Here is a 17,113-nt window from a genome sequence, read left to right on the forward strand (position 1 = left end):
TCAGTGGTGCCTCAACGCCCTTGAGGCACCCCTGAGCACCAGCCGAGCTGCCGCGCGCCGCTCAGTGGCGCGTCTGAACCGGGTGGTCGTCGCCGGGTGGGTCGAAGGTCAGCGTGAGCGTGCTCTGGTAGGCGGCCGGGCTGTGCGGGGTGGCGACCTGGTCCGGTGGTTCGGCGCCGACGCCCGGCCAGGCCTTCAGCGCCCGGTAGCCGAACCCGTCCTGATCGCCCTGCTCCGCGTGGAAGGAGACCTGCTGGCCGGGCGTCAACTCGCGGAATCCCTCCACCGCGATGGCGGAGAAGTGCACCCAGCAGCCGCCCGGCACGTCAGGGCCGTCGATCACGCCCCAGCCCTCGTCCGGGTCGAAGCTGCGCACCACACCCATGCTCGTCATGGGTTCATCCTGCGGTACGCCCGGGCCAGCGTGTGGAACGATTCCTTCGGTTCCCAGTGCCAGTCCGACGCCGGGTCGCCGGGACGGTCCCGGATCGGCTTGACCAGGGCGTAGCTGGCCATGTCGAGGTCGTAGCGGGGCTCGGGGCGGTGCTCGGACTCCGGGGTGACGAAGGTGAACGCCAGCGCCGAGTACAGGTTCAGCGCCTCGAAGGCCGCGAGCGCGCTCGCCAGATAGCGGGCCTGCGTCCGCTCGCTGCGCTGCAGATCGCCGATGATCTCGGGCGGTTCCTTGGTGTAGTCGACGACGTCCCACCCCATCCCGCCCCGCTCCGGCGCACCCTCGAACGTGCAGGTCCCGAACTCCATGATGGCCAAGGGCTTGCCGGGACGGATGTGGCGCCTGAGGTCGCGCAGATAGCCGGCCTGGCTCGGGAAGTATCCGTAGTAGTCGAGCCCGACGATGTCGAAGAGCTCCCAGTCGACGTCCTCGTCCTCGGCGGCCGCGTAGGTCAGCCTTCCCCGGAAGACCGACCGGCCCACGCCGGCGGCCCGCGCGGTGAAGCGGCGCAGCCGCGCGATCATCTCTACCGGGTCGACGTTGCCGTTCTGCAGGTTCTCGATCCGCTCCAGGATCGTGTCACCGGGGACGATGCCCGGAACGAACAGCAGGAACTCGCATCCGACGCTCAGGTGCACGCCGGCGCCCTGGCGGCGCAGGCGTTCGGCGAACCGGCCGGTCTCCGCGAGGTGGTCGAGGATCTCCGCCTCGGGCCGGTCGCCGAGCGTCGGCTCCAGCCAGACGTGCAGGCCGCGCTCCACGGCCTCGGCCGCGGTGGCGGTGAGTTTCCCGACACCGGAGCCGGTGACCTTGACGGAATCGGCGTGCAGGTCGTGCCGGATGGCCCGGATGTCGCGGCGCATGCGGTGGACGCTCCAGGTCTCACCGACCTCGTAGACGACGCCTCGCAGGGCCAGGCCGCGCCGTGACGTGGCCGCCGCCGACGCCGGCAGCAGCACCGCGCCGCTCGCCGCCGCGGCCAGGCCGAGAAACTGTGCTCGGGTGAAGGTCATGCGCCCAGCCTGGTGCGCGGCCCGGCACCCCGGCGACGGCCGATGGTTCAGGCCGGACCGACCAAGGTATAGGCCACGTCGGCCTGGGCCTGCTCCTCAGTCGGCGGCGCGGTGCCGCCCGCCGCCACCGCTGTGGATCTGATCGGGAACGGTCGGGGAGGGAGGTGTCTCCTCGGCGGTGTCGGCCCAGGCGAACGGGTCCGCCGCCACGTCGGTGCGGAGGTCCTGCAGCCAGTTCTCCAGGCCTTCGGCCGGCTTGGCGTCGGCCGGCTGCGCGGGATGCTCATGAGGTTCCATTAGCTGCGTGCTCCGATCATTCGGGATGCGGTCCGGATCATCCGACGATAACCCTGCTGTGCGAGCCCGCTCGGACTCGCCGAAATTCGCGGGCACTCGCTGACAACCCACGCACGTCCCCGGGCGTACTTGGATTGACGGAAGGAGAGCGAGTGCGGGCGAAGAACTTCGACGGTCTCGACGTGTTCGTCGCGGAACGCGGCAGCGCGTTGCTGGCCACCGCGGTGTTTCTGACCGGCAGCCGGGTCGCGGGCGAGGACCTGCTGCAGGCTGCGCTGGAGCGGCTCATGCGCAAGTGGCACCGGGTGCGCGGTGATCCGGAGGGCTACCTGCGCCGGATGTTGTACCACCTGGCGGTGGACCGGTGGCGGGTCCGCCGCCGTCAGCCGGAAGTGCTGATGGACGTCGATCCGGGCAGTCACCCGGACGGTACCGAGGACTTGCATCTGCGGGAGGTGCTCCTCCAGGCCCTGGCGGCGTTGCCACCGCGGCAACGGGTGGTGCTGGTGCTGCGGTACTGGGAGGAGCTCAGCGAGGCCGAGATCGCGGCGGCGCTGGGGTGCTCGGCGGGGACGGTCAAGTCCTCGGCCTCACGAGGGCTGGCCCGCCTGCGTGAGCTGACCGCCGGCGTGTGGGCGCTCGACGAACTTCTGACCGAAACGGAGCAGAGCAGATGACGGAACGACTGCAGCAGCGGCTCACCGACGAGTTCCACGAGTACGCGGCCGGCGTCCGCCTCGACACGGACGTCCTGGGGGCCGCCGCGTCCCGTCATCATCGGCGGACGAACGTGCGCCGGGCGGTGACCGCGGGCGGGGTGCTCAGCGTGGCGGCGGTGGTGAGCGGGGTTCTGGTGCTCGGCGGTACCGGGCAGCCGCCGCGGGCCGGTGACCGGCCGGTCGCGTCCGGAGCGTCGGCCCCGGCGCTGCAACTGGCCGCGGCCGTGCAGGCCACGACGCGGTCCAGCTTCGGGCTGGGGATCACCGTCACGCGCTCCTACGAGACCGGCCGGCTCAAGGGGTACACCGAGAGCTCGGAGTATCAGGGGGCGTTCGACGCGGGCGCCGACCGGGGATACCTGCGGATCGGGCCGACCATGGTCCGCGGCAAGGCGGTGGGCACCCCGGTCCCGATCGAGGTGCGGATCATCGGCGACGACGTGTTCCTGGGGCGCCCGGACACCAATGTCTGGAAACGACAGGTCAAGCGATCGGATCTGGCCGCCGTGCTCGGCACCGCGACGCCGGCGACGTCGTCGCTGGTCAATGACCTGACGGTGGATCCGCGAGTGCTGCTGGAGACGTTGCGGACTCTCGGCAGCACCACTCCGGCGGGGCGGTCGGGCAGCGGGAGTGCGGCGGTCGACACGTACACGTTCAGCTATCCGGTGGCCGCTGACGCCTCGACCGCCGCGCACCAGGTCACCGGCGTTGTCGAGGTGGGGGTGGACTCGCAGCTGCTGGCCAGGATCGTCCAGGAGACCACGACGACGGGTGCGAATCCGTCCGTGGCCGACCGTCAGCCGCTGAGCTGGCGGACCGTGATCACGTTCGCCGACTACGGCACCGCGGTCCAGGTCGACAGACCGGTTCCGATCGGGAACTGACCGCGGTTTTCAAGGGCGATTTTTCGTACGAAAAAGAGCCGGTGCCCGGCTGCTCCTTGGGGGGAGAAGCAGCCGGGCGGTCGGCGTCAGTTGGGGGAACCGACGCCGGTCAGGATCCGGCTGCGGATGTAGCGGCCGGATTCGGTCAGCACGCCGGTGCCCTTGAACGTGGTGCCGGCGCAGGTGCCCTGCTTGAACGCGGAGTTGGTCTCCCGCCCGTCCGACAGGCTCCACATCGCGTAGCTGATCTTCAGGCTCTTCAGCAGGTCGAGCCAGGCGGTGGTGCTGGTGAAGTCGTTGCCGCCGTCACCGGTGAACGTCTGGGTGCCGAACTCGCTGACGAACAGCGGCAGGCTCTTCGCCGCCCGGGCCACCGCGGCCCGCCGGTCCGCGCCGTGCGACGCGGCGTAGAAGTGGAACGTGTACATCACGTTCTTGAAGGTCACCGGGTCGTCGATGATCTCCTGCTCGGTCGCGCCGTCGGTCAGGCCCAGCGACGAGAAGCCGCGGGTGCCGACGAGCACCACGCTGTTCGGCGCGTTCTTGCGGATCACCGGGATGACCTGGTCGGCGTAGGACTTGATGGCGTCCCAGCTGACCCCGTTCGGCTCGTTGGCGACCTCGTAGATGACGTTGTTGTTGCCCGCGTGCTTGGCGGTCACGTCGGCGAAGAACGTCTTGGCCAGGGCCAGGTTGAAGTTGGGGTCACCGGGCGTGAGGATGTGGAAGTCGACGATCACGTAGAGGCCGAGCTTGGTGGCGGTGTCCACCAGCCCGTTGACCTTGGCGGTGAACCCGGCCGGGTCGCTGGCCAGGCCGCCCTCCTGGACGTACATCGAAAGCCGGATGAAGTCGGCGTTCCAGTCGTTGCGGATCGCGTCGAGGGAGCCGGCGTTAACGCAGTTCGGGAAGAACTGCAGGCCGTGGCTGCTCATGCCGCGCAGCTGGATCGCGGTGCCGTTCTTGTTGCACAGCTTCGTCCCGCACACGCTGAGCTGGCCGTTGACCGCGACCGGTGTCCCGGTCGGCACGGCCGTGGCGGTGGCGGCCGGGGGAGCGACGGTCGGCGCCTTGGTGGCCGGCGCGGTGGTCGGCGCCTTCGTCGCCGGGGTGGTCGGTTTGACGGTCGGCGCCACCGTCCTGGTGGCGGTCGGCATCGCGGTGGGCTGCTGTGCCGAGGCGCCGCCGCTGGTGTTCAGCGTGCAGGTGGCCACCTTGGCGGCGTTCAGGTTGGGCCGCGCCGCGTTCCGCCCGATCGCGATCTCGATCCGGTCGATGGTGGCGACCCGCTTGTCCCGCAGCGGCCCGAGGATCGCGTTCTGGATGAAGTTCTTGCCGCCCTGCCCGACGGTGCTGCGCAGCCGGTTGTTCGCCTCGGTGATCTGTGTGTTGAGCAGCTGCAGGTTGCGCTGCACGTCGGCACGCTGCTGGGCGGGTACCGCGACGGTGACCTTCACCTGCGGGCAGTTCACCGTCGGCACCGCCTGGCCGGCCGAGGCGACGCCGATCCCGACTCCCGCCGCGACCACGGCGACACCGGCCACCGCCACGACCTGCCACCGGCGGACCCGGGTGCGGGCTTTCTGCAACCGTGATCTGTACATTGGTATCCCGCACCTTCTGCCGTTCGAGCTTCGTTACGGACAGCAATACGGGAGCGCTCCCATCAGCGGATCAACCGTTCTTTGATCTTTTTCGGTCACCCGCCGTTGAATACGTCGTGCAGGATGTCGGCGTACACGCCGTGACCGCTCGCGCTCTTCCACTCGGTGGCCGACTCGATCGCGGTGCCCTCGCCCCACTCGTTGTAACTGATGATCAGCTGCCACGGCTCGCCCGACGCGGCCACCTCGGTGACCTGCTTGCGGAAGCGCGCCGGATCGCGGTCCAGCGTGGGAGTGGCGGCGCTGTAGAGCCAGAAGCCGGGGCCGGCGATGGCGGAATAGCCCTTCTGCACGTCGACGCCCACGCCGTACTGGTGCCAGCTGTCCGGCTGGTGCCGGCAGTCGGTGTAGCCGCCGAACACCTTGAGCACCACGTAGAACGTCTGGCTCGCCTGGCGCCAGCGGTCGGCCACGGCACAGCGGGAGTCGCCGTCACCGGCCCAGACGAAGATCACCGGCTTGCCGTCGACGTGCAGGAACGCCGGGCTCGACGTGTACCTGCCGAGATACGCCAGGTCGGAACGGATCTGTGCGGGGGTCGGGTCGCCGTAGCCCTCCGGCTCGTAGTAGACCGACCAGCTGAAGTCCAGCTTCGCGCCGCGTTCCAGCAGCAGCGGGAGCCGCTTGTCCTCCCGTTTGCCGCGGCCCCACCACGAGGAGATGCCGGCTTGCAGGCCCGCGTACCGCATGTCCTTGATCTGGCGGTCGACGGTGGCCGGGTCGTCGACCGAGTACCGGCCCGCCGAGGGGTGGAAGTGGCTGCCCACCTCGGTGAAGTTCTCGCCGTACCACGGGTAGTAGAACGCGGCCCGGACCGGGAACGTCGCGTCGGCCGCGGCCGGTGGCGCGGGCTTCTTCGACGGCGTGGTGCTCGGCGCCGGGCGGGACGGCGATGCCGGGGCGGACGGTGCGACCGAGGCCGGTGCGGTGGAGGCCGCGGCCGGGCTGACCGGCTGGGCCTGCGACTCGGTGACCGGTGCCGGCTCCGGCGAGCGGTTCAGCACGACCGCGGCCAGCGCCGCGACCAGCACCAGCGCCGCGGCGGGCACGGTCACCGCCTTGCCGGATAACCACCGGTGGCGGGTGGCCCGGGGGACCGCGACAGCGGCGTGCCCGGGCGCCGGGAGGACCAGCGGCAGGCCGGCCAGCAGCCGTTCGGCCGGGATCACGTCGGCCAGGACCCGGTCGCAGACCTGGCACTCGCGGACGTGCCGGGCGATCCGTTTGCGCCACAGGCCGTCCGGGCGGCCGTCCCACTCGCGCGTCACCGCGCCCAGGATCGGGCACGGCGGCGTGGCCCGCATCGCCCGGACCACGATCCGAGCCGTGTCGAGCTGTGCCTTCATCCGCTGCACCCGCACCGCCGCCTGCGCGCCGCTGAGCTGTAGCGCGGCGGCCAGCTCGGCCCGGCTGAGCTGCCCGGCCGCTTCCAGCCACCACAGCGACAGCAGCTCCCGGTCGTCGGCGTCCAGCCAGCGGGTGGCCTGCGCCACCTCCCGGCGCTGGCCGGTCAGGTGCAACGCGGAGACGGTCAGGTCGGCGAAGTCCGCCCCCGGATCGGCGGTCAGCTCGGCGTCCGCGACGGCCGCCCGCGGTGGCGCGGCTCGGCGCTGCCGCCAGTGGCGCCGCACGTGGCGCATGGCGATCGCCACCAGCCAGGAGCGCAGCGCCGCCGGGTCGCGCAGGGTGCGCAGGTCGCGGACCATCTCCAGCATGACGTCCTGGACCACGTCGTCGACGTCGGCCGGTGAGGCCAGCGCCCGCCCGACGATGTTGTAGATCAGCGGCAGGTACTCGGCCACCAGGTCGTCCAGGGCCCGCTGGTCGCCCGCGCGGGCCGCTGCCACGTCCGCCATGCCGGGCCTCTCCTCGAAATTCTCGGTCACACCAGGGGGAGGGCGCCGACCGGCGGCCGGATATCAGAAACCTCGAAGATTATGACCATGGGCCGCGGAGCACCCTTGACGGGCAACATGTTTGTCACAAAACTGTGTGGATGGCAGGGACCGATCTCGATGCGGCCCGGCTGGCGGCGGTGATCTCGCCGCTGCGCCGGACACTGCTCGCCGCCGCGCGGGCCGCCGAGCGCCTGCCGGAGATACCGGACCCGCAGATCGAGATCATCCGGGCGTTGCCCCGGGGGACCGTTGCCGGGCCCGGTGAGCTGGCCGGACGCCTCGGGATGAGCCGCCCCACGGTCAGCAACCTGCTTACCACGATGGAGGCGAACGGGCTCGTCGAGCGCCGTCCGCGCCCCGGCAACCGCCGTCACGTCGAGGTGCTCGCCACCGCGAAGGCCCTCGACCTGTTCGACCGTTTCGACCTGGCGAGCGGGACGCTGCTCGGCGGCGCCGCGGCCACCCTGTCCGCGGCGGACCGGTCCGCGCTCGCCGCCGCGCTGCCCGCGCTGGAACGCCTGCGCGAGGCGCTCACCCGTCCCGAGGAGGTCCCATGAGCACGGTGCGACAGCGGTTCGGCCGCTGGGTGCAGGCACGGATGCTGCCCGGCCTGACCCCCGGCCCCTGCGACATCACCGTCCGGAAGGACCTGCGCGTCCCGATGGACGACGGCGTCGAGCTGCTCGCCGACCTGATCACTCCGATCGGCGATACCGATCCACGGTTGCCGACGATCGTGATCCGTGGGCCGTACGGTCGCAGTGGTCCGGTCGCGGGTGAAGCGCGTGCCCTGGCCCGGGAGGGTTTTCCGGTGCTGTTCCAGAGCTGCCGGGGCACCTGGGGCTCCGGAGGGGTCTTCACCCCGCAGGTCGACGAGCAGCGCGACGGCCTGGCCACCCACCGCTGGGTGCGCCGGCAGCCGTGGTTCACCGGCGCGGTCGCCACGTTCGGGCCCAGCTACATGGGTTACACCCAGTGGGCGGTGTCCGCGGACCCTGAGCTGGCGCCGGACGCGCTCTGCCTGCTGGTGACGATGCCCGACTTCGGCGCGATCACCTGGGACAACGGCGCGTTCGCGCTGCGCAACGCGCTCGGCTGGACGCAGATGATGGACCGGATGATCCGCCGGGACATGATCCCGCTCGGCCTGGCCATGGTGCGCCCCGACCCCAAGCTGGGCCGGGCCTTCGGCGCGCTCCCGCTCAGCGCCGGCGACACCGCGGCGACCGGCCGGGCCGTGCACTGGTACCAGGACTGGGTCGGCCACGAGCGGCTCACCGACGAGTACTGGACCCAGCAGTCACACACCGCCGTGGTCCCCGCCGTCACCGCCCCGATCTACATGATCACCGGCTGGTACGACATCTTCCTGCCCTGGCAGCTGCGCAACCACGCCCAGCTCACCGCGGCCGGGCGGCCGCCGCGGCTCACCGTCGGGCCGTGGGGGCACACGTCCCGGGGCATGGGCGGGCCGGCCGTCGGCGAGGCGGTGGCGTTCCTCAAGGAGCAGTTCGCCGGGGCGCCGGGCGAGCGGTCCGCGCTGGTCCGGGCATACCTGACCGGCGCCGACCGGTGGCACGACCTGCCGTCCTGGCCGCCACCGGGTGTCACGGCCCAGCAGTGGAACCTGCACGAGAGCGGCCGGCTCGCCCCGGAGCCACCGGCCGGGGGCGTGACCACCTATGTGTACGACCCGGCCGACCCGACACCGGCCGTCGGCGGCCCCAGCCTGCTGCCGAACTCCGGGCCGGTCGACAATGTCGCGCACGAGACCCGGGCCGACGTGGCGGTGTTCCGCGGCGACCCGCTGCCCGCGCCGGTCACGATCGCCGGCGAGCCGGTGGCCCGGATCCGGTTCCGGTCGTCGCAGCCGAGCGCGGACGTCTTCGTCCGGATCTGCGACGTGCACCCGGACGGCCGCTCGATGACCGTCTGCGACGGCATCCGCCGGATCGGGGGTGTCGCGGCGAGCGCCACCGACCCGGAACCCGACGAGGACGGCTTCCGGGAGGTGACCGTGCCGCTGTGGCCGGCGTTCCACCGGTTCGCCGCCGGGCACCGGATCAGCGTGCAGGTCAGCTCGGGCGCCCACCCGCGGTATGCCCGCAACCCCGGCTCGGGCGAGCCGGCCGCGGAGGCGGCGACCCTGCACCGCGCCGAGCAGCAGATCTCGCACGCCGAGTTCCGCCCCTCCGCCCTCGCCCTGCCGCTCTGGCCCGCCTGACCGGCGCCGGCCCGGACCACAAGCGCGCCTCCAGGCAGTGGCTGGTTCGCAGGGGTGCCTCGCGGTACGCGAGACACCCCTGCGAACCAGCCGGGGACGTGAGACGCGCGGCGGCCTGGGGGCAGGCGCGCCGCGCGTCGGTCGTGCGGAGGGTGCTGGTGGGTCAGGCGTAGGGGTCGAAGGTGATGCCGGCCGGCTTCGAGACGTTGAGCAGGTACTCGAACGAGCCGTCCTTGATCTTGATGGTGGCCGAGCCGAAATCGGCGGCCATCAGCTTGTCGCGCAGTTCCAGGCTGGGGTAGCCGTTCCAGTCGACCAGCGGGGGGTAGCGCCAGTTGTGGTAGTGGTTCTCCGGCGGCTCGTCGTTGCTGTTGGCCAGCCGGAAGAAGTGCGTGGACAGGCCGTCCTTGTGGTAGACGGTCTTCGGGTGGCTGCCGTCGAAACGCACCTGCGCCCGGGTGTAGGTCACCTGGGAGCTGTGCTGCGTGGTGGTGACGTACTCGACCTGGTTGGACGACTGGCTGACCCAGGAGATGACGTGTTCCCAGTCGTGCCGGTGGCCGCCGAGACCGCTGCCGGCGACCGCCTGGTCCTTCTCGAAGTAGCTGGCGTAGACGATCGCGCACCAGCCGTTGTTGCACTTCGAGCGGGCGTAGGTCTGTGAGTTGTCCAGATCGGACTGGTCACGGCAGCTGCCGTTGACCGCGCCGGTGGTCTTCAGCCCGGGCGCGAGCGTGCCGTCCGGGCTGATCGCGGCGGTGGCGTAACAGCCGTCGGTGTCGTAGTCGTACGCGGGGGAGAACGACTGCTCCCAGCCGCCCGCGTTCTGCGGGAGGTTGTGGGGCGGGTCGGCGAAGGCCGGTGCGGCCGATACGGCGAGCAGGAGCACGGCGAGGCCGGACGCGGCCCCGATCCGGGCGAGGGAGCGGTTGCGACGCATGAATCGTCGACCCTTCGTGTCGTCACGCCATGGGGCTGGCGGCTCCGAGTGATCCTCACCGGCACGATAGAGAACGGTCAATAGCTTCCGGTTCCGGAACTGGTTCGGTGCCGGGGCTTCCGCGGGCGGCTTTCCCCGCGTACCGAAAAGTTGTTGATCTGGGGGTTGTCCTGCGGTGTCCTCAGGCTTTCCGCCGGCGGCCGATGATGGCGGTCTGCCCCTGTTCCCGCTGCGAGTCGCCGCCGCCGAGGCCGCGCTGGCCACCGGTGGCTGGCAGAACCAGTACGCCCGGATGCTGCACCGCGACGGGAGCACCCGGCACGTCCGGTCCCGTCGAGGTGACCGAGCACGCCGCCGTGCAGGCGGTGTCTCTCTAGTCAGGTGACGGGGTGCGCGGCGTTGAACGTGCGATAGCGGCGCAGGACGATCATCAGCCAGGTGAGGCTGACGACGCTCAGCACGACGTAGGCGACCCCGCTGCCGATCGAGTCCCAGAGCGCGTGCAGGGTGACCGCGCCGACGAAGGTGCCGGCGAAGACGAGCAGTGCCCGGGCGCCGGGTGCGGCGGCGAGCGCGAACAGAGCGCCGGCGGTCAGCCCGGTCCACGCCGGGTGCGCGGCCGGGGAGGTCAGTGCTCGTACGAAAAGGGTCTGCTCGACGTCGCCGATGTTGCCGTTCGACGAGATCAGGGCGGTGAACGCGTAGCCCATCGTCTCCAGCGCGGCGAAACCCATGCCGCTGGCCACCCCGATGACCAGGCCGTCGCTGGGGCTGAGCCGGCGCCGGAAGACGACCAGGACCACGATCGGGACGAGCAGTTTGGCGCTCTCCTCGATCAGCCCGACCAGCACCATCGGGACGGTGCCGAGGCGCCGCAGCGTGTCGTACTCCAGCCAGCCGGCCGCGACCACGCCGATCACCCCGCCGAGGAACGCGGTCAGCCCGATCGTGGTGCCGGGCACCTGCCACCGCCCGGACCGGCCCTGCGCGAACGTCAGGAACGTGGCGGGGATGATGACCGCCCCGAGCAGGATCATCGACGGCACGAAGTTGATGTTCTGGGTGGCGATCAGGGTGGCGAGCACCAGCACGTAGAGCACGACCCCGACCACCAGCACCGCCAGCCAGGCCCACCGCCGCCACCACCTGCTCGCCATCGTTCGATTATGGGTGGCCAGCGCGTGAACGCTCAAGCCTGGTGACGGGCGGCGATCTTTGCGCGCACCCGGGCCTCCTTGACCGCCTGGCGCAACGTCTGTGCGTCGTAGGCGCCGTAGTGGCGGCGGCCGTTGATGAAGAACGTCGGTGTGCCCGACACCCCGCTCAGATCCGCCGACTCCACGTCCGCGCTGATCCGGGTGAGGGTGCCGGTGGCGGTCATGTCCTGGTGGAAGCGGTCACGGTCCAGGCCGAGCTGCTCGGCGTACGAAAGCAGGTCCATGATTTTCAATCGGTCCTGATGGGCCAGCAACAGGTCGTGCATCGCCCAGAAGGACCCCTGCGCCGCGGCCGCCTCGGCGGCCTGCGCGGCCAGCTGGGCCTGCGGATGCACGTCGGTCAGCGGCAGGTTGCGCCAGACGTAGCGCAGGTCAGCGTCGGCGAGCAGCTCGCGGACCGCGGGCTCGGCGAGGCCACAGTACGGACATTGATAGTCGCCGTACTCCACCACGGTGACCGTCGCCTCGGCCGGCCCGCGGACGTGGTCGCGCTCGTCGTCGACGTCCGGCAGCAGATCCGTCAGCTGCTCCGCGTCACCGAGGAGCAGCACGGCGCGCCGGCCCGGCGGCAGCAGGAACGTCACCCGGAACACCGCCCAGGTCAGCACGGAGGCGGCGGCCGCGGCGAGCAGCACGCCCAGTTTCGCCTCGGCGAGCGCGTCGCCCTCGAAGGCCAGGTTCGCGATCAGGAACGACACGGTGAACCCGATCCCGGCGATGGTCCCGGTCCCGAGCACCGACGACCACCCCGCCATCGGCCGCACGCGGCCTCGGCTCAACCAGGTGACCAGGACCGATACTCCGGTCACCGCGATCGGTTTTCCCAAGGTGTACGCGAGGAAGACGCCGATCGTGACCGGCGAGACCAGCGCTCGGGTGAGGAAGTGGCCGTCGATCGCGATGCCCGCGTTGGCCAGCCCGAACAACGGCACGATGAGATAGCTGGTCCACCCCTGATAGGTGCGCTGCAGCCGGTCGTTGGGTGACAGCGTCTGCACCAGGCTGACCCGGGCCGAGCGGGCGAACTCCACTGTCGGCTGCTCCCGGAACGACCGGAACAGATCACTCGCCTGCTCGAGCGCGTTGCGGACCGGGGTGTACGCGGGCGCGATCAGCCCGAGCGCCAGCCCGGCCACCACCGGATCCACGCCACTGGCCAGCATGGCGAACCAGATCGCGATCCCGACCGGCAGGTACGCGTACCCGGACCGCACCTTCAGCCGGACCAGCAGGAACGCGCCGGCGAACAGCACACCGGCCAGGATCAGCGGCATCGCCCGGACGTGTTCGGTGTAGGCCACCGCGATCACCAGCAGCGCGAACAGGTCGTCCACCACCGACACGGTGACCAGGAACAGCCGTGCCTGGTCCGGCACCCGCCGGCCGACCAGCGCGAGCAGCCCGAGCGCCAGCGCGGTGTCGGTGGACATCGCCACACCCCAGCCGGCCGTGCCCGGCCCGCCGTGGTTGACCGCCAGGAAGATGCCGACCGGCACGATCATCCCGGCGATGCCGGCCGCGGCGGGCAGCACGAACCGGCGGCGGTCACGCAGGTCGCCCAGGTCGAACTCGCGGCGCGCCTCCAACCCGACGACCAGGAAGAAGAACGTCATCAGGCCGCTGTTGACCCACTCGCGCAGGGTCAGGTCGACGCTCATGTCACCGAGCCGGATCGACAGCTCGGTGGCCCAGAACTGCTCGTAGGAGCCGTCGGCGACGTTCGCCCAGATCAGCGCGGCGACGATCGCGGCGAGCAGCACACCGGCACTGCCCGCCTCAGTGGCCAGGAACGATCGCAGCGGGCTGGCGGGTCGGCGGTGCCGTTCGGTGGTGCTCACGCGCTACACCCAAGCACCACCCGCGGTCAAAGTCGATCACCAGGTCAGAGCTTTCCGTCCGTTCGGGCGCGGATCAGCTTGACCAGCCGGGCCGCCTTGGTGCGGTCCTTCTTGCTGCTCGGGTCGGTGACGACCTGGACGTAGCAGGCCCGCTCGGCGATCACGAAGGAGCCGGTGTTGTCGCTGGTGAACTGGATGCCGTCCGGTCCCTCCTCGACGGGACCGGCCAGGTCCTCGGACGGCGGCAGCGTGCCGCCGGCGGCGGTGTCCTTGTTGCCGATGGCCACCGTGATCGAGTGGTAGTTGTCCTCGTTCTCCCACGTGCAGGTGCTCTCGCCGACGCCGCCACCGGGCTTGCCGCCGTCGTTGGCGCCGATGATCCCCTCGACCTCGTCCTTCTCGAGCAGCGTGCAGGCGTCGACGGCGGGCTTGTCCTTGGTCTTGGTCTTCGTGGAGCCGGCCGTGGTCCCACCGGCGGCGGTGCCGCCCGATGCGGTGTCGGTGTTGTCGCTCGAGCAGGCCGCGGCCGAGCCGAGCAGTGCAAGGACGGCGATGCCGACCAGAATGCCGTGACGAGGTGATCTCACACAGCGATCATTGCAGGACCCGCCGAGGACGCGTCTCACCCGTTCGTGCCAGCCGGTACGGCGGTTCAGGCCCAGCCTCCGAGGTAGCCGGCGAGCCCGGGGTCGGCGTCGAGCACCGCAGGGCCGGCGTCCGCGTGCACGTGGGTCTCGAACATCTCCTCGCCCCACGTGTCGCGGCGGGCCCGGGCCCGTGCGGAGTCGACGCGGATCGCGGGCGCCGGGGACGGTCCGAGAAGGACGGTGCCGAGGGTGCCGACGCCGACCGCCGACACCGCGTCGCGCAGGAGGTCCGCCACCCGGTCGGCACGCACCGCCGCCGGTACGTCGATCACGACGCGGGTGCGGGGGTCCGGTCCGGCCGGGCCGCTGGTCACCCGCTGGTCCGCGGTGAACAGGCCGGCGAACTCCGCGGGCACGTGCACGGTCGCCGCGGGCAGGGCGGCGAGCAGGGAGTCGACGCAGACGTACGCCGCCACCGGCGAGGGTGCCGCGCCGAGCCGGATGACGACGTCCGGGCCGGTGCTGCGCAGGCCGTACCCCCGGGATCCGGCGACCGGGATGCGGTCGGCGAGCAGCAGCGTCTCGGCGTCCTTGCGGGCCCGGCGGGCCGGGTCGTCGACGTCGCGACCGGCCCAGTCCGGCCCATCGTGCCAGGCCACCGCGTCGGCGGCGTGCGCGAGGACGGCGCCGGCGAGCCAGGCGCGGTACACCCACTCCCAGTCCTCGCCGCCGTACGTGCGGAACTGCTCGTCGAACCCGCCGACCCGGTGGAAGAACCAGCGGGAACAGGCGAGCGCGGCCCCGATCACGTACCGGTAGGACCGGTCGTCGGCGTCGAGCAGGTCGTGGTTGAGCCGGTAGGCGTCGCGGAGCCACTGCGGTTCGGGTAGCGCGCCGGCCGGGCCGGCCACGTCGACCGGTGCGTCGACCGGGAGCCCGGCGAGGTCGGCGTGCCGGCGCCGGCCGGCGACGACGGCTTCCGGGGCGAGCGCGGGAAGCCGGGTGATGGCGGTCAGGTAGCCGGGTTCGGGCACGGTGTCGGCGTCGAGGAAGCAGAGCACGTCCCCGGTCGCGGCCGACGCGCCGAGGTTGCGGGCCGCCGCCACGCGGAACCCCTCGTCGGCCTGGCACAGCAGCCGGACCCCGTCCGGAACCCGTGGCGGCTCCGGTGACCCGTCGTCGACCACGATGATTTCGGTACGGTCGGCCGGGTGCGTCTGGCGGTGCAGCGCCGCCAGCGTGCGATCGAGCTCGGCCTGCTGCCGGTAGTGCACGACGACGACCGACACGGCGGGCGGCCGCGCGGGCACGATCCCGTCGAGCAGGTCCCACCGGTTGCCGGGCACGGAACGGCCGGGCGGTGGCGTGGTCACCATGTGATGTCTCCTGTCCACCAGCGCAGGTAGGCCGCGGCGGTGTCGTCGAGGTGCGGGCGGGTGACCGCGTCGGCCGTGAGCCAGGTCGAAGCGGGGTCGGCGAGCGCGCCGGCGATCGCCGCCGGGAGGTCGTCCGGGGCGACCAGGTGGACGGTTCCGGGTCGCAGTGCCGCCATCTCCCGGCCGTAGCGCCCGTCGGCGACCAGAGGCCGGCGTCCGGCGGCGATCCAGGTGGCCAGGGATCCGGACGCGGAGAAGTGGCGGTGCGCCACGACCGGCACGGTGGCTGCCCGGCACCGTTCCACAAGATCTTTTTCGGGTACGAATCCGGTCACGTCGACAGCGACTCCCCGAGCCCCGGCCTGCTCGGCGAAGGTCAGCAGGTCGGTCTCGTGCCCGGCGGACGCACCACCCAGCACGGTCATCCGCGGCCGGTCGCCGAGCGTGGCGAGCGCGCCGACCACCTCGGCGTGGCCCTTGCCCGGATAGAAGAAGCCGAGCACGGCCACGTCGGGGTCACCCGGCTGCGGTCGCGGCCCGGTGGGCACCGGGGTGACCGGCAGGGGCACGACGCCGAGCGCCCGGGGCACGATGCCGGCGTCGGCGAGGTGTGCCGCCTCGTGCCGGCTGTTGACGACCACGCCGCGGGCGGCCGCCGCGACCCGGGCGTAGCAGTCGGTGCGACGCGGCAGGTTGCGCGGGCCGTCGGAGTCCTGCGGGACGTCGTGCAGGGTGACGGTGAGCGCCGTCCGGCCCGCGATCCGCTCCACGAGCGCGGCCGCGTCCTCCGGCGACCCGGCCCAGAGCCGGTCGGTGAAGTGCAGGTGGGCGCGCCCCGGCGGGTGATCGCCGAGCAGCGTCCCGGCGGCCACTCCGAGCCGGGTGCCGGTGGCCGCCTCCACCGCGGTGGCCAGGTCCCGTGCGGCGACGGTGACACCGTGGCGCCGGTCGGCGGTGACGACCAGGGCCGGCAGCCCGCTCATACGAGGCCCAGCACGGTCAGGGCGTGCGCGTGCCGGGTCAGGCCGGCCCGCACCGCGTCGGGGTACCGGGCGTACCAGGCCAGATGCGCCTCGCGGACGGCTCCGGTCTCGACGACGTGACCGTCCACGATCCAGTGCGGGCGTTCCGGTTCGTCGATGCCCCACGCGTCGATGACCGCCGCCTCGCGCGGCGCGTGGACGGCGTCGAGCAACGGCCGGCCCGGGTCGACGGTGTACGCGGGCAGGCCGGACGCCGCCCGGACCCGCGCGGCCAGCGCCGTCCAGATCGGGTTGCCGGGGTGGTTGAGGGTGCGCATCTGCGCGAACGACGGCATCGCGAACAGGTCGGAGACGACCACCGTGCCGTGCCGGTCCTCCCGCGAGCGGAGCTGCTCGAGGGAGTGCTCGGCGATCGCCCGGACGACCGGCGGATCCAGCCGCGCGCGTGAGCGGAGCCCGGCAGCCTCGGCGAGGACCCGCAGGTCGTGGTAGGCGACCACGGGCGGGACCAGGCTCGGGTCGGCGGGGGAGCGGACGATGGCGTGCGCCGGGTACAGGCCGGCGAAGCGGATCACCGGCACCCGCAGGACCGGGGTGCCGCGACCGAGGCGCTCGGTCAGCTGGGCCGAGCCGATCGGCAGCCCGTGGTAGTCGTCGCGGATCGGCTGGGTGATCAGCAGGGCGGCCCGGGCCAGCCAGCGGGCGAGGTGCGGGAGGTCGGCGGCGACGAGCTCGTGGACCGGCGGCATCCGTACGGTGCGCAGTCCTCCGCCGTCGAGCATCAGGCGCAGCGACTCCGCCTGGCAGTTGCCGACGACGAGGACGACCGGGTCGTTCCGCTCATCGCCGTCCAGGCCCTCGAGACCGTAGAAATTCCCGAAGTGCCGAGTACGCGGATCAGGGTGCGCTGCTGCCATGACCTCCCTATACCCCGGTGGCCGCCGCTCGATGGGGTCGTACACGTCTCAGTGATCTTGTGATCCGGAGCGATATTTTCCCCGCGGCAAGGGAATAGC

At 71.9% G+C, this 17,113-nt stretch carries 16 protein-coding genes; 4 read left to right on the forward strand and 12 right to left on the reverse strand.

All coding sequences use genetic code 11. The annotated features are described in order from the left end of the window. Positions 1 to 61: 61 nt before the first annotated feature. The 3 genes from Apa02nite_RS52155 to Apa02nite_RS45260 all read right to left on the reverse strand — a co-directional run bounded on the left by Apa02nite_RS52155 (position 62) and on the right by Apa02nite_RS45260 (position 1,764). Positions 62 to 394: a cold-shock protein gene (locus tag Apa02nite_RS52155; RefSeq protein WP_203830646.1), complete on the reverse strand. Its 333-nt coding sequence runs from the start codon at positions 392 to 394 to the stop codon at positions 62 to 64. After that, positions 391 to 1,467 carry a glycoside hydrolase family 113 protein gene (locus Apa02nite_RS45255; protein WP_203830647.1) on the reverse strand — a complete coding sequence of 359 codons (1,077 nt, stop codon included), beginning with the start codon at positions 1,465 to 1,467 and terminating at the stop codon, positions 391 to 393. Before Apa02nite_RS45255 ends, Apa02nite_RS52155 begins: the two co-directional genes overlap by 4 nt. 96 nt (positions 1,468 to 1,563) lie before the next feature. Next, positions 1,564 to 1,764, reverse strand: a complete 201-nt coding sequence (locus tag Apa02nite_RS45260; protein ID WP_203830648.1) for a hypothetical protein — start codon at positions 1,762 to 1,764, stop codon at positions 1,564 to 1,566. 152 nt (positions 1,765 to 1,916) lie between these two features. Here Apa02nite_RS45260 and Apa02nite_RS45265 point away from each other — a divergent pair, with 152 nt between their 5' ends. Then, on the forward strand, positions 1,917 to 2,441 hold the full coding sequence (locus Apa02nite_RS45265; RefSeq protein WP_203830649.1) for a SigE family RNA polymerase sigma factor: 525 nt from the start codon (positions 1,917 to 1,919) through the stop codon (positions 2,439 to 2,441). Next, positions 2,438 to 3,370 carry a hypothetical protein gene (locus Apa02nite_RS45270; RefSeq protein WP_203830650.1) on the forward strand — a complete coding sequence of 311 codons (933 nt, stop codon included), beginning with the start codon at positions 2,438 to 2,440 and terminating at the stop codon, positions 3,368 to 3,370. The genes Apa02nite_RS45265 and Apa02nite_RS45270 overlap by 4 nt, the downstream gene beginning before the upstream one ends. 86 nt (positions 3,371 to 3,456) lie before the next feature. Here Apa02nite_RS45270 and Apa02nite_RS45275 read toward each other — a convergent pair whose 3' ends face one another. Together Apa02nite_RS45275 and Apa02nite_RS45280 are read right to left on the reverse strand one after the other, a co-directional pair. Continuing rightward, the gene (locus Apa02nite_RS45275; RefSeq protein WP_239165021.1) at positions 3,457 to 4,974 is read right to left on the reverse strand and encodes a glycoside hydrolase family 5 protein; all 1,518 of its coding nucleotides are present in this window, start codon (positions 4,972 to 4,974) and stop codon (positions 3,457 to 3,459) included. Between the two features lie 95 nt (positions 4,975 to 5,069). Next, complete coding sequence (locus Apa02nite_RS45280; protein ID WP_203830651.1) at positions 5,070 to 6,890, reverse strand: sigma-70 family RNA polymerase sigma factor; 1,821 nt, start codon at positions 6,888 to 6,890, stop codon at positions 5,070 to 5,072. A 140-nt stretch (positions 6,891 to 7,030) separates the two neighbouring features. On the opposite strand from Apa02nite_RS45280, the gene Apa02nite_RS45285 reads away from it, so the two are divergent. Beyond that, complete coding sequence (locus Apa02nite_RS45285; protein WP_203830652.1) at positions 7,031 to 7,489, forward strand: MarR family winged helix-turn-helix transcriptional regulator; 459 nt, start codon at positions 7,031 to 7,033, stop codon at positions 7,487 to 7,489. Then, positions 7,486 to 9,156 (forward strand): CocE/NonD family hydrolase, encoded by a 1,671-nt coding sequence (locus Apa02nite_RS45290; protein WP_203830653.1) that lies wholly within the window; start codon positions 7,486 to 7,488, stop codon positions 9,154 to 9,156. The genes Apa02nite_RS45285 and Apa02nite_RS45290 overlap by 4 nt, the downstream gene beginning before the upstream one ends. A gap of 163 nt (positions 9,157 to 9,319) precedes the next feature. Here the strand turns inward: Apa02nite_RS45290 and Apa02nite_RS45295 are convergent, their stop codons facing one another. The 7 genes from Apa02nite_RS45295 to Apa02nite_RS45325 all read right to left on the reverse strand — a co-directional run bounded on the left by Apa02nite_RS45295 (position 9,320) and on the right by Apa02nite_RS45325 (position 17,014). Further along, positions 9,320 to 10,096: an NPP1 family protein gene (locus Apa02nite_RS45295; RefSeq protein WP_067684818.1), complete on the reverse strand. Its 777-nt coding sequence runs from the start codon at positions 10,094 to 10,096 to the stop codon at positions 9,320 to 9,322. Positions 10,097 to 10,473: 377 nt separating this feature from the next. Continuing rightward, the gene (locus Apa02nite_RS45300; RefSeq protein WP_203830654.1) at positions 10,474 to 11,253 is read right to left on the reverse strand and encodes a PrsW family intramembrane metalloprotease; all 780 of its coding nucleotides are present in this window, start codon (positions 11,251 to 11,253) and stop codon (positions 10,474 to 10,476) included. A gap of 32 nt (positions 11,254 to 11,285) precedes the next feature. Further along, entirely contained in the window at positions 11,286 to 13,151 is a 1,866-nt protein-coding gene (gene nhaA / locus Apa02nite_RS45305) for a Na+/H+ antiporter NhaA (RefSeq protein WP_203830655.1), read from the reverse strand. Between the two features lie 44 nt (positions 13,152 to 13,195). Further along, on the reverse strand, positions 13,196 to 13,738 hold the full coding sequence (locus tag Apa02nite_RS45310; protein ID WP_203830656.1) for a DUF3558 family protein: 543 nt from the start codon (positions 13,736 to 13,738) through the stop codon (positions 13,196 to 13,198). A 65-nt stretch (positions 13,739 to 13,803) separates the two neighbouring features. Then, complete coding sequence (locus Apa02nite_RS45315) at positions 13,804 to 15,114, reverse strand: glycosyltransferase (protein WP_203830657.1); 1,311 nt, start codon at positions 15,112 to 15,114, stop codon at positions 13,804 to 13,806. Next, positions 15,108 to 16,097 carry a glycosyltransferase family protein gene (locus Apa02nite_RS45320; RefSeq protein ID WP_203830658.1) on the reverse strand — a complete coding sequence of 330 codons (990 nt, stop codon included), beginning with the start codon at positions 16,095 to 16,097 and terminating at the stop codon, positions 15,108 to 15,110. Before Apa02nite_RS45320 ends, Apa02nite_RS45315 begins: the two co-directional genes overlap by 7 nt. Further along, a complete protein-coding gene (locus tag Apa02nite_RS45325; protein WP_203830659.1) occupies positions 16,094 to 17,014 on the reverse strand; it encodes a WcbI family polysaccharide biosynthesis putative acetyltransferase in 921 nt (306 codons plus the stop codon). Before Apa02nite_RS45325 ends, Apa02nite_RS45320 begins: the two co-directional genes overlap by 4 nt. Positions 17,015 to 17,113 lie beyond the last annotated feature (99 nt).

Source organism: Actinoplanes palleronii (assembly GCF_016862315.1).
GTDB lineage: Bacteria > Actinomycetota > Actinomycetes > Mycobacteriales > Micromonosporaceae > Actinoplanes > Actinoplanes palleronii.

Excerpts from the sequence above, each read along its gene's own strand:
- Apa02nite_RS45320 (WP_203830658.1), bottom strand. The coding sequence starts at position 16,097 with ATGAGCGGGCTGCCGGCCCTGGTCGTCACCGCCGACCGGCGCCACGGT.
- Apa02nite_RS52155 (WP_203830646.1), bottom strand. The coding sequence starts at position 394 with ATGACGAGCATGGGTGTGGTGCGCAGCTTCGACCCGGACGAGGGCTGG.
- Apa02nite_RS45280 (WP_203830651.1), bottom strand. The coding sequence starts at position 6,890 with ATGGCGGACGTGGCAGCGGCCCGCGCGGGCGACCAGCGGGCCCTGGAC.
- Apa02nite_RS45285 (WP_203830652.1), top strand. The coding sequence starts at position 7,031 with ATGGCAGGGACCGATCTCGATGCGGCCCGGCTGGCGGCGGTGATCTCG.
- Apa02nite_RS45300 (WP_203830654.1), bottom strand. The coding sequence starts at position 11,253 with ATGGCGAGCAGGTGGTGGCGGCGGTGGGCCTGGCTGGCGGTGCTGGTG.
- Apa02nite_RS45260 (WP_203830648.1), bottom strand. The coding sequence starts at position 1,764 with ATGGAACCTCATGAGCATCCCGCGCAGCCGGCCGACGCCAAGCCGGCC.
- Apa02nite_RS45270 (WP_203830650.1), top strand. The coding sequence starts at position 2,438 with ATGACGGAACGACTGCAGCAGCGGCTCACCGACGAGTTCCACGAGTAC.
- Apa02nite_RS45275 (WP_239165021.1), bottom strand. The coding sequence starts at position 4,974 with ATGTACAGATCACGGTTGCAGAAAGCCCGCACCCGGGTCCGCCGGTGG.
- Apa02nite_RS45325 (WP_203830659.1), bottom strand. The coding sequence starts at position 17,014 with ATGGCAGCAGCGCACCCTGATCCGCGTACTCGGCACTTCGGGAATTTC.
- Apa02nite_RS45315 (WP_203830657.1), bottom strand. The coding sequence starts at position 15,114 with ATGGTGACCACGCCACCGCCCGGCCGTTCCGTGCCCGGCAACCGGTGG.
- Apa02nite_RS45255 (WP_203830647.1), bottom strand. The coding sequence starts at position 1,467 with ATGACCTTCACCCGAGCACAGTTTCTCGGCCTGGCCGCGGCGGCGAGC.
- Apa02nite_RS45290 (WP_203830653.1), top strand. The coding sequence starts at position 7,486 with ATGAGCACGGTGCGACAGCGGTTCGGCCGCTGGGTGCAGGCACGGATG.
- Apa02nite_RS45295 (WP_067684818.1), bottom strand. The coding sequence starts at position 10,096 with ATGCGTCGCAACCGCTCCCTCGCCCGGATCGGGGCCGCGTCCGGCCTC.